The following is a 15282-nucleotide window of genomic DNA, read 5'->3' on the forward strand; positions in this document are numbered from 1 at the left end:
TTGGGCCTTTTTCTGTACTCAGAAAAAAGGCCCCATGCCGCAAGCATTCTGACGCAACGAACAAGAGAGGAGCGCACACCCGCAGCATGCCGTTACGTATCCAGGTTCTGCGCCAGAAAATCCACCAGTTCGAGGGGACTCCGGCTGTCGATCACCTTGTAGATCAGATCGCGTTTACTGCGCGGCAACTTCTTGACCACGCTCTTCGCCGAGGCCCTGACGGCTTCGTCGGTCCCATGGATACGTGCCGCGAGCAGCAGCACGAGCGTGGCGTCAGTGAGGTTCATGGCAAGACCCAAAAAATATGCACCGCAGTGTACCGACTCTTTTCATTTCCGTACTAGCCTCCAGCAAAACGATGTCTAGCAAAATCAATATCCCGATTGCCGCACAAAGGGACACGGGCCAAAAGGACGGGTGAGGGTTGGAAGGGAATGGGACTCAAGGGTAAGAGCTCTATCCGAAAAGGCTAAAAGGCCACTGACCCAGCCACTTCCCGGAGGTCACGATGATCAGCCTGTTTCGCTACAAAAGGCAGAAGCCCCCTCCGACATCGACCGTGAGCGTCGCTGAAGGTTACCTGCCCATCGAGTCAGCCCATACCCTGTTGGCGGCCGAGCATCGCCGCCAGTTGCTCGATCGCATCTGGCAGTACACCGCCCTCTCCCACGCCCAATTCACCCAGCTCTATTTAAATCCGATCCATCGCTACGCTGAACAGGTGCAACAACTGCCCGCCAGCGAAACGCACCATCATGCTTATCTCGGCGGCATGCTCGACCATGGACTGGAACTGGTCGCCTGTAGTTTGAAACTGCGTCAGTCGTATCTGCTTCCGACCGGCGCCGCGCCCGAAGACCAAGCCGCCCAAACTGATGCCTGGTCTGCCGGAATCGCCTATGGTGCCCTGCTGCATGACATCGGCAAGATCGCCGTGGACCTGTTGGTCGAACGCCAAGATGGCCTTCTTTGGCATCCTTGGCAGGGCCCGCTGGATCAGCCCTACCGTTTTCGTTACCTCAAAGGTCGCGACTATCACTTGCATGGCGCCGCCGCAGGTTTGCTCTACACCCAGATTCTCGATCGCCCGATCCTGGACTGGCTCAGCGGTTTTCCGTCACTGTGGGCCAGCTTGCTGTATGTCCTGGCGGGCCAGTACGAACGTGCCGGCGTGCTCGGCGAGTTGGTCATTCAGGCCGACCGCGTCTCCACCGCGCAGAACATCGGTGGCAATCCGAAGAAGGCACTGCAGGCCCCGATCCATTCGCTGCAACACCACTTGGTCATCGGACTGCGTCATCTGGTTCAGCACGAGCTGAAACTCAACCAGCCAGGTGCCGCAGGTTGGTTGACTCAAGACGCCCTCTGGCTGGTCAGCAAGCCGGTCACGGACAAGCTGCGAGCCTATCTGCTGTCGCAATCGATTGAGGGTATTCCCTCATCCAACATCGCGGTCTTCGACGAACTCCAGTCGCATGGACTTGTCGAGTCTACTGCCAAAGGCAAAGCCATCTGGACCGCGCTCGTCGTACAAGGAAACTGGGAGCAGACCTTTACCTTTCTGCGCCTTCAACCGGCGTTGATCTGGGGGAACGAAGACCGGCCCGAGGCCTTCAACGGAACGGTGAGCGTGGCAGCCGAAGACCATACAACTGACGCTCCGCTATCACCACCGCCGAAGGCAGTCAGTACAACGTCAACACAAAGCCAATCGCAGCCCGATCCAATGACTATGGAAGATGCGGACTACTTAGGATCGTTGCTGGATATGTTCGAGTTAGAGAAGCCTGAGGCCTGCGATGCACCGTCCGCAATTGCTCTCGAAATCTCAAACCCTCCTGCGAGTAACCCTGGTCAGGTTTTCCTGAATTGGGTTAGGGAAGGCATCCAGAGCCACAAGCTGATCATCAATGACAGCAAAGCGAAAATCCACACGGTGTGTGGCAGCGTATTTCTGGTAACACCTGGCCTCTTTCAACGCTATGCGCAGGAGTTTCCTGGTATCTCTCAGGGCACCTGTCAAGAGATCGAAGAATGGCGCTGGGTGCAGAAGCAGTTTGAGAAACTGAAGACCCACAGAAAACGTGACGATGGCTTGAACATATGGATCTGTCAGGTCGAAGGTCGTCGAAAGAAAGCGAGTCTCAAAGGTTATTTACTCGAGACACCGGCGTTGTTGCTCAGCATTGTGCCTGCCGACAATCCTTTTCTTAAAATCGTCAATGCTTAAATTTCCATGGCAGCCTATTGGATCCCTACGACGTTCTGTATCGCGAGTACTTGCCAGCTTTCGTACTCTCCACTCAGTCCTATCACGATCAATAACGGTCTTTGCGGCCTCATATGTTTTCAATTCAGTGATTTCAGGATTATCGTGGAGAAAACGATCGAGTTCATTCTGCTGGCAGATGTCGTGGGTCGCTTCCGCCGCGCGATCAACACCCAAGGCAAGCTACATAAGGTTGCCAAGGTAACCACTGATGACTGCTCATTCATTGATGATCTGTTGACTCGTTACTCCGTATTCGAGCACTCTCAATCAGAAGAACTGCCGAGCAGCGGACCATTGTCGATGGCGTGCAGCGGGATGACCGCCTGTTCGTTGAAGAGATCTTCGGCCCGGTGTTTAGGGTAACGTCGTTCTCGCCCATCGATGAAGCGATCGAACGGGCCAACGACACCGTCTACGGCCTGACTGTTGGCGCTGATTGAAAACTGACCCACCCTGCCGATTGAAAATTGACCCAGGGCGGATTGCTGATTTTTGCCCCAGCAATTGTGGATAAGCTTAGCAGTCGTGTTCCGGTTGAAGGCTCATTAAGCCCCACCGCATGTAGGCATGCAGCAGGGTATTTACCGTGCAGGTCAAAACGGTGCATCGTCCTCGATATCCTCTGCATCCTTGCGCTTTCGTTCACGCGATTTAATCTTTGTCTGTTCTGCCAAGGTGCTGTGTTGCAGGCGGTAGGACTCGTTGCCCGTTTCGACGATGTGGCAGTGGTGTGTCAGCCGATCCAGTAACGCTGTGGTCATCTTGGCGTCACCAAACACACTCGACCATTCCGAGAAGCTGAGGTTAGTGGTGATGACCACGCTGGTGTGTTCGTACAGCTTGGAAAGCAGGTGAAATAACAGCGCGCCACCACTCTGGCTGAAGGGCAAATACCCAAGCTCATCGAGTATCACTAGGTCTGTGCGAAGCAGTCCCTGGGCGATTCTGCCTGCCTTACCATCGTACTTTTCACGTTCCAGCAGGTTGACGAGATCGACGGTGGAGAAGAACCGTACTCGTTTGTTATGAGTGGTGATTCCGGACACGGCCAAGGCACTGGCCAGGTGTGTTTTTCCGGTTCCAGGCCCACCGATGAACACGACATTTTGCGCAGTCTCCGTAAACTCAAGGCTGGATAATTCCTTGATCAGACGGGCATCAGCGCTAGAAGCGCTGAATTCAAAGCCAGCTAAATCACGGTGCATGGGGAGCTTTGCCATGTTCATCTGATGATTCACAGAGCGCACGGCGCGATCTGCCTGCTCCTGTTGGAGCAGATGCTCAAGCAGCCATTTCGAGGATGCCGTCGAAGCTTCTCCCTGGGTCGCCAGTTCTTCCCAAGCCTGCGCCATGCCATGCAGACGCAGTTCTTTAAGTTCTGCCATCAAGTCACGCATTGCGGCTCTCCTCATCTGTTGTACGGAGTTGGTCATATCGGGCCGTGTTGGCAACGGGAGTCACCTTGAGTTGCAGGCTGGTTTCTACGGAAGGCGGTGGTGCAGTAGCGGTGAGTCGGGCGAGAACATTCAAGATGTGATCGGCGCTCAGACTTCCCGACTCAAGTACCAGTTCTACCGCTACCAGCACCGGGTCGAGACCGGCGACGGGCACGGCAGCGAGCACCTGCGTCATGATTCGATCACCGTTGCTGTGACGTCTCAGGCCCCGTTTGAGAAGCCGCAACGGATTGGGCAGATCGGCAAACGGTGCGCCATTGCGCAGTGCACCCGGCTTGCGCTCGATGAGTGGGATGTAATGCTGCCAGTCAAAACTGACCTGATCTCGATCAAAGAGACGCTCGTGGCTGGCGATCATCATGTCATCGGCGATGACCACGATCCGGGATGGGTAAAGACGGCTGCTGCCCCACTGGCCGACTCGCTCACAAGGCTCCGAGTAGCGATTTCGTGCCACGCTGATCAGGCAGGTGCTGGAGACCCTTACGGTGCGCTCGACGTAGCCATCAAAGGCGGTCGGCATCGGCGTCATTTCGACCCGCTCCAGCTCCAAAACTTCCGCCACCGTCAGCCCGTTGTACTGCGGATGCAGCAGCTCGCTCCAGAGCGCACGACAGCGTAGGCCGAGCCAGGCATTCAGTTCCTCGAAGGTGTGGAACATGCAGTTTTGAGCGTCAAGCCAAATGCGTCGTCGACTGTCTTGAACGTTCTTTTCGACAATGCCCTTTTCCCAGCCAGAGGCTAAGTTGCAGAAATCCGGATCGAACAGGTAGTGCGCGCACATCACGGCAAACCGTGCATTGACCGTGCGGCCCTTGCCTTTATTGACCTTGTCGACAGCCGTTTTCATGTTGTCGTAGATGCCGCGGCGCGGCACGCCACCTAACGCTCCGAACGAGCGTGTATGGGCATCGAACAGCATCTCGTGACCTTGGCTAGGGTACGCAACCAACCAGAATGCGCGACTGGCGCACAGCTTCATGTGGGAGACCTGGATGCGTCGAAACAGACCACCGATCAGCAGCCCTTCTTCGCTCCAGTCAAATTGAAAGGCTTCACCGAGCGCAAACGTCAGCGCTACAAAAGCGAGTAAAGACTTGCCCTGCTCACCTCGCCACGAGCGTACAAACGCCGTGAGCTGGCTGTAGCCGCCGTCATAACCCTCGGCTTTGATCTGCTCGAAAAGTGCTTTGGCGCTTCTACGGTTGTGCTTTGCCCGGAACGAATCGGCTTTCAGCGCCTGTTCCAGCGTGTCGTGGAATGGGCTGAGTTTGTTGAAGGTCGCGCACCGCTGGTACGCCGGCTGAGTGGCTTCGGGCGCTCTAACCCATTTTCGGATGGTGTTTCTCGACAGCCCGGTACGCTTGGCTATCTGGTGCAGCGAGAGCTTGTCGCGGAAGTACATCCGCCGGATTTTTCCCAACATTTCCATGCTGATCACCCTGTGTTCTCCTGCTCGGAAAGTGAGCAGAAGCAGTTGAACACCTGGGTCAGTTTTCAGTCGGCAGAACAGCCTCTACTGGGTCAGTTTTCGGTCAGCGGCAACACCGATCTATTGCGGAAGCTTCTTGAGGCACAGCCACCTCGACATTGGGCGACTTGCCAATACATCGAGCGGAGAGTCAAGAAGTTAAACATAGACAGCACAGAGTTGCTGATGGAGATTGAAGCCTTGCGGCTCAAACTGCTCAATAAGCGCGAGCCCCGTAGCTACCCAACATATCCGCCGCTCGATGGATGGGTTATGGCCTCGGTGACCGGATAAATCTGAAGCTGAAGGATCAAGCTGCCCCTAAGCCCTCACGGCTAAGGGGCTAACGTTCGCAAAGATCAAGGTAGACCTCCTGCAAATCACATCGCTCAGTCCACAGGCCCGCAAACAGCTTCGGTGGACATATTTTTGATCGTGTTTGCCACGTGCACGGCATCAAGCATCCTCTGACCAAGGTCTACGACCCCGAGACCAATGGCCAGGTCGAGCGCACTCCCTTCAAGGTGACCTGTGAGGCCTGGACGAAAATCGCATCATCTCCAGGCAGGAGGAACAGCGAATGGCCCAGTCTAGCGCAGCGAGCCGTGCTGACATGAAGAACGTGATGCTCAACGTTTTTCCGGAGGACGGCCAAACCCATATCATTTTCACCTTCTCCAAAGGCAATCCGAGCTTCAAGGCGTCGATCGAACGACTGCTCAAGCTGGAGGATGAAGCGCTGAAGATTGGCCTTTCAAACATCGTACTCAACTACGTCGAGAACTCTGCTTACGGCCCGAAGTACATCAACGAGAACTTCAGCTCGGAGCAGATCGCAAGCATTGCTGAGTCGTTCGCGGTCTCCGCAATCGATAGAAGTAAATTTCGAAAGAGCAACATCAATCTATTCGTTGTCAATCCAACCGCTACGACTCGACAATAACCCGGTCGAAAACACGATCAGGCCGTGGACGCTTGGGCGTTCGAACTGACTCTTCGCAGGATCACTGCACAGTGGTAAACGGGCGGCGGCGATCTTGAGCCTGATCCAGTCGGCGCGCATGAGTGGGCATGATCCGTACGTGTACCTCATGGATGTGCTGACGCTGTTGCATACGCAGAAGGCCAGCGAGATAGTGCAGTTGTTGCCGCTTCAGTGGATGGCTGATCTGCGCAAGGTGTGTTCCGCGTACGCTTACTCTGTACCAATCGCAGGCTTTCGGTCAGTGGCCCCGCAGGTGAACGCCATGGACCTCAATGCTGGGATTCTGAAAGTGTATTTGCTGGCCGCTGGAGAGTCCCATCATTGCTCCCACTTCTACAGCCAATAGCGCTAAGCCCTCAGGGACGGAGGTTAGCCGGGTGCTACATACACCCCATGGGAGATGCACGAAAATCTAACCTAGGGTCCGCAGGCTACTCAATAACATGCTCAGTGCCAAAGCACGATGTGATCTGAGCTAACGCAGCCTGGCCAAGCAATTGGGTGAAAAGCACCTCTGAGCGTGCAACTCGCTCCCCCCAGCCAACCCCAGTTTGGGCGTACACTCAAAGCCACCCAAAGCCATACTGGATTTCGTCAGGAATCGCCATTCGTGATCGCTCGTGTACGGCATAGGATTGGGGGCAAAATTGGGGGCATATCAAGATTTTTTCAAACTGAAACTACCGTCCTAGAGCCAAGTCAAAATGTTCTTTGGCGCCCCGTTTCTGTTCATCTGAATACCATGGTTTGGTGCGTACATAGCCTGCTGGTAGGTCGTGATGACGTTCGTATTCGCGATACCAGTCCTTGAGTGCATTTTTCGTCGGATAGCCCAGCTGACGGATGGTGGCGCCCAGGCGCTTGCCGAGTTTGATGTAGAGCTGCACGGCCCTCGTGCGGTCTGCGTACGAATACATGGATGATCTCCTCTAGAGTCCAAGTTTTCGTCCGCACCTCCCCTTGGGGATCATTTTCAATCAGCGCCAACAGGTGGTCTCACGATTAGTCGAGGGCTTCAGAAGACCCGCCAGTGGTAACCTGTTCTACAATCAAACGAATCCCGTACAGCACGCTGGAAGTGGGTATTGGGCCTATCGCGTTCGCCCCTAGGAGTACACAGTCACCAAGGAGAAGAGCCTGATCGCCATAACGACCTATACCCGCGGTAATAACGAAAACGCTCGGGAAAGGTACAGCGGGCACCACACCTTGCTCGCCACCTGTAGCCATGACGATGGCGCTGCCTTTAACCGGCAAATTCGCAATGTCACAGGGTCTTTTTAGGGTTATTCGTGTGGACTGATCCGTTAGTTCTAGGCAGAGGCCTGATGCCAGGTGCTTGCTAATTTCAGGGATGGATGGCAAACCGTCCAGTTCACTGACCTGATAACGCCAAGCCTGAGTATACGCCTTGTGGTCGAGCTCCTTGCCGTTCGCCGACATCCGGAAACGAGGCACCCGTACATCGGTCGATGTCAGCAAAAGATCGATGAGGTCGGCATCTATATCTCCGTGGAGCTTAAAAGCGCCCTGTACGACGACTCCCACATCAGCTAGCGCACACGTCTTGGCCCAGAGTTCCGCAATTGGCCGTGTCGGGGCCAAACGCAAAGACGCTGTAACCTTGATCACGTCGGGTGAGTCCTGAATCCTGGTGTGGCCAAGACCTCGTAGCAACGCCCCTCGATGAACACGAGGCGGCAGGGGAAGCCTTGACAGGTCTGACCGCTCCGCGTCCTTCAAGCCGAAGGTGATATGCAATGACGGCCTGTCGTCGTCAGCCGTCGCGGCGTGCCACACACCGCAGCGCAGGTACAGCGCTTGTCCAGTTTCCAATCGCACGCTGATCATGGGTGCCGAACGATTGGCGGCTTGCGCATCGGGCCAAAGCTTCCAGGTTTTGTGACCGTCAAGTTGCAAAACGAGAATGTCATGGGGGTCTTCATGTGGCCCAAAAGCACGGCGTGTCGAGGGTGAAAGGTAGGCATTGGCTTGTACATAGCCCCCAAGCGTTTGACGAATCGTATACGCGGCGTCGGCGACCGGTGGCCAAAAATATTCCAGGCCGTGAAGTATGACTGTCGCGCCATCACGATAAGCCGTCCTCGCCTTGACCGAGTCGGTTACGCGGATCGGAAAAGGCTCGGTATCGCGCGTCATGTAAAGCGCGTCCTCAGGCAGGATCGCATCATCGCGGGCCAGCCGAGCGAGAGGCCGTCGCACCCCCTGCTTGAGAATATCGTCCAAGACCTGTGTCGGTGTTAGCCAGCCGAGTATCTCCGTCGGCATGGCCAACACCATGAAGCCGCACTCTTCGCGCCGTCCTGTCTGGATCATACCCACAAGTGTGGAGATGTCAGAAGGATCTGGTTTTTCCACGAAACTCGACCTCTATTGCGGTGACGTCACTGAGGTCGAGCCCGGGTGTCAAGAGATCCACCATCAACGACCAACTCGTAAATGGTCCGATCATTGCCAGGTTCGGGTCGGACACCTGACCTGCGCACTGGAATATTGCCTGAAGGTCGATCGCCGAGAAACCTCTCGGCGCTTCAATATCGTATTTGAAAGTCGCTTTCATGGGCGAGTGGCTGAAAGTAAACTTTTTGCCAGACTGGCCGCTGACCATCTTTTCGGTTCCCGGGTGGTGCACGCTGACCGATAGAATCGATGAGGCGCGAACCGAAGGATCCAGAACGACCCCATCGATCCACACCCTGACCTCACTGACACGCACATCGGCCATCCGGTAAAAGGGATGGGTGGCCGGAGAGTCAGGAAGGGCTGGTGTAGGCGTGACGATGGCCATGCCGCTGGTTTTGAAGAGTTCAACCGCTGCACCGGTGATTTTCACAGTGGGCGAAAGCGCGCCCTCATACGCTGGGAAATCGGCGGTTCCGCCGAGATCGCTCAGGCCCTTGATGTAGGCAGACCAAAAATTGTTCTGGATGCTGTCAAGCACCACATAGTTGATCTGAGGTGGCGCCAAACCGGATAGATTGCTGGCCAACAGATCCTGATCCGTCAGCGACCAGAAGCGATAGGCGCGCGAGGCCAGGCTCATCTGTTCCAGGATTTGCTGACGGCTCGCGTAATATGCTTGGGATACATAGGCGGTGAGCTCGGGCGCACCCGCCTCAAGTTCCGCGATAACTTGATCATTAAGGGCAGTGGCTTGCTGCGCCATCTGCTGTGACTGCGCGTCATTCCTGACCAACATTGACACGCATGCATTGTAAACAAGAACCTGAGAGTTGCGTGCAGTCACCGCTGTCACGTAGTCATCGAACGTCGTCCGCACCTCCATCGCAACATAAGGGATCTGACCGTACATACTGTCCAACAGATCGTCGATCTTTCCCTGGTCGGCAATGAGCTTAGCCGCTCCCGGATCATTCAGGCCTATAGAGCCGTCGTTGAGAATGCTAACCCCCTCGCTGAGAGACTTGATGCTGGCGTCCACCACCAATACCTCGCTGACCAACAGATCCCTTCGCACCGGTTGACCATTGGCCGTTTTGGCAAAAGTACCCGCCTGGTAGGCCAATTGCGCGCCCTGGATGGCTATCATGATGTCCGCTTCCGGGGCAAACGCCAATTGCTGAGCGGCGTTGAGTACGTCGCCAAGATCAACGAAGGCCCGGCCTAATTGCGAGGCATAGGTGATCAGCGCCTGGTCGACGGAGTTCTTCTTTGCTGTCAGCAAGGGGGTGTAGCCATCGATAATTTGAGCCGCAGCAGTCATCCGGCTGGTCAGTTCGTTAATATCGGCAGCGCCTTGACCAGAGAGCGCCGTCAGTTGCTCACGCGCGGCTTGAACGCTCATATCCGATGTGTGCTGGTCGTCCAAGGTCTTGAAAAGTGCATCGTAGGAAGTCTGAATGTCCTTAAAAGATGCCAGCATTCTTTCGACACTGACCTGCTCCAAGGTGATCAGACTGACCAATGGCACGTAGTCGTGCGGTCGACCGAATGCATCGTAACCTCGCTGAATCTGATGTAAATAGCGAGTGGCTTCGCGATTGATATCAGCCAGTTTTCCGAGTGAGTTGATCGCACCATAGGCTGTCTCGTTTTGCGTATAGAAAATCGCCAGCGGTGTCGTCGCATCAAGCCCTACAAAGGGCGCAGTGCGAGTGACCAGCCGATTAAGATTGACGGTGATGTCGGCCACAACATTGGACGCATCGTCCGCTGTCGGATCCAGGAAGGTGTAGGCGAGCTTGACCGCCTCTAGCACCATCGAGCACTGGCTGGGATGCACAAAATAGGCAACGGAGCTGGTGAAAGGAACATTACGAAGGTGGCTCAGCACCTGTACCGAGGCGGAACCGGCTAAGCCTTCGACACCTGGTTGGCCGGAGGGCGTTCCTTCGCCGTAGGGACCTTTGTCGCCGCCCTTTACCACGGTGTTCGACCCAAGGTTTGCTTCCCAGATCTGCACGTACTCAACGATTTGCAGACCCAGTAAATGGACCGCATCATTGATTTGTGCGGAATCGGTGAGCATGACCATCTGCGCAAGTTGCGCGGCAATATTCACTGTCGCGCCGGATGAAGGGATCAACGCGGCAGTCGCATTGAGACGGTCAATCTTGGCGATAGGATCCTTGAGCGTATAGACGTCGACTAGGTCGGCAAGCCAGCGCTTGCCCGGATGAGACATGATGGCCGTCACGATACCGCCGTTGCCGCCTGTGCCGCCGTTCCCGCCACCTTTGTTCGAATCTCCGGGCTCGCCACCCCCGCCTTGGCCTCCGGAGACATTGATTGACAGCGCTTGGTCATAGGCGAGATCCTCAAAATACAGGTTGATTATGCCGCCATCCCCTCCTGTGCCACCGTCAGCCGGTGCTCCGCCTGGCGAGGCTGCGGGCGTCTCACCGAGGATGCCCACAGCATTGAACGAAGCCACGCTTTGTGGCGCACCAAAACTTGAGGCCGCTACTAGGCCGTCGAGAGCAAGAAAAGGAGCAGCCAGGACAATCGACTGGCCGTAAATAGCTACATGCTTCACCGCTGCGTTGGTCCAGTCGCTTTGGATATCTTTAGGACCGCCAAGCGAGAGCGTGTCGTAAGCCGAAATAATGACCTGCCGGTCGGCAACCTGCACTGAACGCAGACGTTCGTCGAGTTGGGTCAATAGCAAAGCGGCATCGGTTGATTGGCTCACCGTATGTCCCTATTCCACTGGCTTGAATGCGTCATGACTGCGCTCTTGCGCCACCTGCTCCGCTTCGCGTCTAGCATCTTCTGCCTCTTTTCGGGCGTCCACGTTTTCCCTCGCCTCGTGTTCGGCCTCGACACGTTCGGATTCGGCTTCCCGCTCAGCATCCACTGTCGCGTCGATCTCTGCCTGCACATGGTCGCGATCTGCCAGAAGCGCAGGATCGTTCGGAGTCTTGCTGAGTTCTTTGAGCACCTGATCGAGCGCCGCCTGGCTGGCTGCACGTTCTTTGGCGGTGCTCTCAAGTGTCTCGGCCGTCATAGCGAGCCGAGACTGGATGTCGCCGGATTGCTCGGCCAGTCGATGGTCCACCTCCGTGGAAACCGAGGTCATCAAGGTGGCCGTAAAATAACTGTTTTCGTCACCCGCAGTGATCTGAGACCAAAGCGCGTCACCCGCAGCCAGACTGGCCAGTTGCATAGCCGCTGGATCGCCAAGCCTTTTCTCTGAAGCGGCATAGGCGTCGGAACCCGCCACGGCGGCAACCATCGTGTCACCCACGTGTTTTCGAACAGCCTCACGCAATGCCTGGGTGTTTAAGAATTCGGCCACGGCTTGGGGATCGGTCGCTGAAGGATGAACCCCTTCCATGCCTTTACGAACAGCTTCCTGAATGGAGGCGTCGGTGGTGCTCTTCAGTAAAGCGGGATCGACTAACCCACCCGCCGCAGCCAAGTCGGCAGCGAGATCCATGTATTGCGGCAGCAGCAACGGATCATGCAACTCCCTAACACGCTCGGCGCCACTCATCACGCTGGCGGGGGACATGACAACGGCATCTGAGTCAGCAGGCACGATGGCAGGCACGCCGTCATAGCCATCCTGCTTTGTGCGTTGCTCACCCTCCATCAATGCACTTTCCAGTGCCTGGCCATCCTTGATCTCGGAAAGTTCGTCTGCATTGAGGGTGGCGATAGTATCGCCCCCGACAAAAAGGCGTACCGCGCGCAGCAATGCTCCCCCGACGTGGTCCATGATCGCCAGCAATCCGGTGCTAAACGACAGCATCGGATCCAACTCATAGACACGACTTTCGAAATCATGGCGAATCTCCGAGTCCAACAGCCCGGAGGCGGCTCGCGGCTTGCCATATTTCTCTGCGAATTCGCCCTGGAGCGAATGCAACAGAGCGCCTCGGCGCAATACAGTCTTGAACAGAGGTTCTGCGGCAGACGAGTTGAAAGCATCCCCCCCGATGACCGGATTGAGTCCGTAGTGAATGGACGTGAGCACGACCGCGTTGGGAAGGCGCGGATCGGCTTTGCCCCCCCAGATCACCATGCCGTCCATCGCATGATCAGCCATGGTGATGTTGTTCGTTGCGCATACGACGCCGGAGTTGAAACCCGCCTCGGCGTAGATCGATGAATTGCCGCCCAGTAACATCGGTCCTCGCAACGGCATACCATCGCCAATCATCTGAGCGTTTCGCGTAGCGATATCGGGGAAGTCTTGAGCGATAGTCGAGATCGGCGTGCCGTCAATATCGCGCCAGCCACGCAGGTACCGCAAATATTGCTCGCCGGTCAACGAGCAGGCGAGGTTGGGAAAGGCCTGTGTCAAATGCCACATATAAGCCGGGTCCTGTACGAAACTGATTGGATCGGGATGCGGCTCAATGGTGACGATGACCCTGAAATGGCCATCGCCTGGAATCACGGGGTCAGACGAATAAACGGTACGTCGCCCCTCCTGGCTCCATTGCGTGGAGTCGGAGCCATATTTGTCGATATGCAAGGTGACACTGGCGTCCGCCAAAACACCAAGCGTCGAGGTGACCGATTGTGCATATTGGTCGGGCGTATTGAGCGAGCTCTGTCGCAATAGACCGACCGCCTCCCTAGGGTTAACGGCTCTACCGAAAAGCGCGCTCGATACTGCCGAAACAGTATTGTCGGGTAACCGCTGAGACAACACGCTCTGGAAGGGAAGCGTAACGAGTCTATTGACGGCGCGCGCACCTAGAATGCGCAATGCGAACACTGATTTAGGAAAAGGCATAAGTTTCTCTGCGAGGATCAACCGTGTTCAGGCTGTCAAATGGCCGACAAGTAGCAAATCCTGGGGTACCTTGACCCCAGCTTTCGTGTCGACTGTGAACACCTGTGAACCTGGAAAAATAATATTGGCTGTCGCGAAGTAGTTCAGCCCACCAAAAGAAAAAGAGATCGTGGGAGCTGGGTTTTGATGAAAATGTTTGGTCAATTCGTCGATGATGCTGTCATCAGAACCAAACCAAGAAGTAGTGCCGGTGGCAGAGCTTACATAATCGGAACTGTTGATAGTGAAATTTAGATTGAAAAAGCTGCTATCCGGCCCCTGCATGGGGATGGACTTGTGTAGCGAGATACTAACCTGGGAACTCCCGTCAGTTTCAACGTCATCACCGGATCTGATATCTATTAGATCCGTACTCCAATCGAGGTGCTGCGAGTAATCCCATGCCACCGACACTGACCCACTTTGAAACCAGATGGTGTAAGGAAGCCGGCTGTAGTCGATCGTCATCGTTTCGATGCTCAGTTGTTCCCTGCCACGGTGACTTGGGTTGTATGAAATGGTCGGTTGGTTGTCGTTGAACAGAACACGAATACCCGAGGCCGCCGTGTCATCGAAAGCGACGGTTCCCTGACTAGACAGTCCAGGCTTGAGGTAGAGTGATTTGATCAAAGCTTTCGAAAAAATTTGCGACGCGGTGTATCCCTCTGGCACGGGTATTGTCTCGACGCCACCCGGTTGGAAGGCCGGATTGATATTGCCTTGCGCCGAGCCGGACTCGTTGGTTTGAACATAGAGGCTCAACACTCCTGCCGTGGAGGCAAAGACGAAGCTTTTAGGCGTAAGGGTCACGCTGGCAGCAGGTGGGGGCGAGACGCTGGGGGTCACCTTGGTCATGGAGTAGTCAATTTCGCTGACGGTCTGGGTGAAATATTGTTGCACCTTGGGAAGAAAGTAGGTGTCCATGGGATCTTTGTCTTCAGGCCCCGGTGTCGGTGTGATAGTGAAACTCGTGCCCGAACCTGCTCCCGACCTGAAGTGAATGACAATCGTCGCCGGGGCGGCGCTGCTAAAATCAATCACAGTGCCGACAGTTGAGACCTGCGAATTGCCATACATCGCAGCCAACGGCACAGTAGCGACGATTGCATAACCGGACTTCATTTGCGTCGTAGTCCCAGGGCCCGCCGAGCCGGTGGGCTTGATGGTATAGGAGCCGCTGGAGATAGGCATGCTCAACAAGCACATACCTGATTGTCCGCTCAAAAACTTAATGGTTGGCGCAGCCAAAGTGAAATCGTAGTTGATGTCCATGGACTGCTGGGTGAAGGGATCGACGACCGTCGTCTCGAAGGTAACGTGAGTAACCAGCTTACCTGCGGTGTGACTGTCAGCGAGAATGCCGTTCAACGCATCCTCCGAAAAAGAAGAGACAATGTCCCACCCGTTCGTTCCGGATCCCGCCGACATAGCCGTCACTAATTCATCCAAGCTGGGTTGCGTTACGCTGCTCATGCTGAGGTCACTCCATGGTCGTCGTTAAACTTTTCCCAAGACATGTGTATGCCTCAGATTGCAGGGTCTATAACAAAGATGCACGAGTCGAACGGTCGAATTGCCGGTGCCCCCCGAGCCAATCTGTATCTCAACTCCAGCCACCAAAACAATCTATTGCAGGTAACTATTCCCAAGGCGCGGAACCTCGCTCAGATGCTGCTCGATGTGGTGGGGTTCAATCTGGTCATAGCCCAGCCAATAGAAAAGCACAAAATTGGCAAAACGCCATTATTCTGCAGTCGCATTTTCTCGACCAAGCTTGGCGTTTGGTCCGTGAGTCCGAACTGATTGAGCCACCTAGATGCATTCGTTGCC

Annotated in this window: 9 protein-coding genes and 3 pseudogenes; 4 read left to right on the forward strand and 8 right to left on the reverse strand. The window is 55.5% G+C overall.

What is annotated here, in order from left to right; translation table 11 throughout:
* Positions 1 to 92: 92 nt before the first annotated feature.
* Positions 93 to 287: a DUF7740 domain-containing protein gene (locus tag AC1MEW_RS21040; protein WP_020300924.1), complete on the reverse strand. Its 195-nt coding sequence runs from the start codon at positions 285 to 287 to the stop codon at positions 93 to 95.
* A gap of 221 nt (positions 288 to 508) precedes the next feature.
* On the opposite strand from AC1MEW_RS21040, the gene mobH reads away from it, so the two are divergent.
* Together mobH and AC1MEW_RS21050 are read left to right on the forward strand one after the other, a co-directional pair.
* Positions 509 to 2230, forward strand: a complete 1722-nt coding sequence (gene mobH, locus AC1MEW_RS21045) for a MobH family relaxase (RefSeq protein ID WP_480423512.1) — start codon at positions 509 to 511, stop codon at positions 2228 to 2230.
* Between the two features lie 326 nt (positions 2231 to 2556).
* Positions 2557 to 2706: pseudogene (locus AC1MEW_RS21050) on the forward strand (aldehyde dehydrogenase family protein); the annotation flags it as partial.
* 159 nt (positions 2707 to 2865) lie between these two features.
* Here AC1MEW_RS21050 and istB read toward each other — a convergent pair.
* Together istB and istA are read right to left on the reverse strand one after the other, a co-directional pair.
* A complete protein-coding gene (gene istB, locus AC1MEW_RS21055; protein WP_480423513.1) occupies positions 2866 to 3669 on the reverse strand; it encodes an IS21-like element helper ATPase IstB in 804 nt (267 codons plus the stop codon).
* Complete coding sequence (gene istA / locus AC1MEW_RS21060) at positions 3662 to 5161, reverse strand: IS21 family transposase (RefSeq protein ID WP_480427301.1); 1500 nt, start codon at positions 5159 to 5161, stop codon at positions 3662 to 3664. The genes istB and istA overlap by 8 nt, the downstream gene beginning before the upstream one ends.
* Before the next feature lie 619 nt (positions 5162 to 5780).
* On the opposite strand from istA, the gene AC1MEW_RS21065 reads away from it, so the two are divergent.
* Together AC1MEW_RS21065 and AC1MEW_RS21070 are read left to right on the forward strand one after the other, a co-directional pair.
* Entirely contained in the window at positions 5781 to 6143 is a 363-nt protein-coding gene (locus AC1MEW_RS21065; protein ID WP_480423514.1) for a hypothetical protein, read from the forward strand.
* A pseudogene (locus AC1MEW_RS21070) lies at positions 6133 to 6363 on the forward strand (transposase domain-containing protein); the annotation flags it as partial. The gene AC1MEW_RS21065 and the pseudogene AC1MEW_RS21070, both read left to right, overlap by 11 nt.
* A 523-nt stretch (positions 6364 to 6886) precedes the next feature.
* Here the strand turns inward: AC1MEW_RS21070 and AC1MEW_RS21075 are convergent.
* The 5 genes and pseudogenes from AC1MEW_RS21075 to AC1MEW_RS21095 all read right to left on the reverse strand — a co-directional run.
* Positions 6887 to 7102, reverse strand: a pseudogene (locus tag AC1MEW_RS21075) (IS3 family transposase); the annotation flags it as partial.
* An 85-nt stretch (positions 7103 to 7187) separates the two neighbouring features.
* Positions 7188 to 8564: a JmjC domain-containing protein gene (locus AC1MEW_RS21080; protein WP_480423515.1), complete on the reverse strand. Its 1377-nt coding sequence runs from the start codon at positions 8562 to 8564 to the stop codon at positions 7188 to 7190.
* Positions 8542 to 11358 carry a hypothetical protein gene (locus AC1MEW_RS21085; protein WP_480423516.1) on the reverse strand — a complete coding sequence of 939 codons (2817 nt, stop codon included), beginning with the start codon at positions 11356 to 11358 and terminating at the stop codon, positions 8542 to 8544. The genes AC1MEW_RS21080 and AC1MEW_RS21085 overlap by 23 nt, the downstream gene beginning before the upstream one ends.
* A 9-nt stretch (positions 11359 to 11367) precedes the next feature.
* Positions 11368 to 13413: a hypothetical protein gene (locus AC1MEW_RS21090; protein WP_480423517.1), complete on the reverse strand. Its 2046-nt coding sequence runs from the start codon at positions 13411 to 13413 to the stop codon at positions 11368 to 11370.
* Positions 13414 to 13440: 27 nt separating this feature from the next.
* Positions 13441 to 14925 (reverse strand): hypothetical protein, encoded by a 1485-nt coding sequence (locus AC1MEW_RS21095; RefSeq protein ID WP_480423518.1) that lies wholly within the window; start codon positions 14923 to 14925, stop codon positions 13441 to 13443.
* Positions 14926 to 15282: the final 357 nt, after the last annotated feature.

The organism is Pseudomonas sp. ASL4 (genome assembly GCF_056680395.1).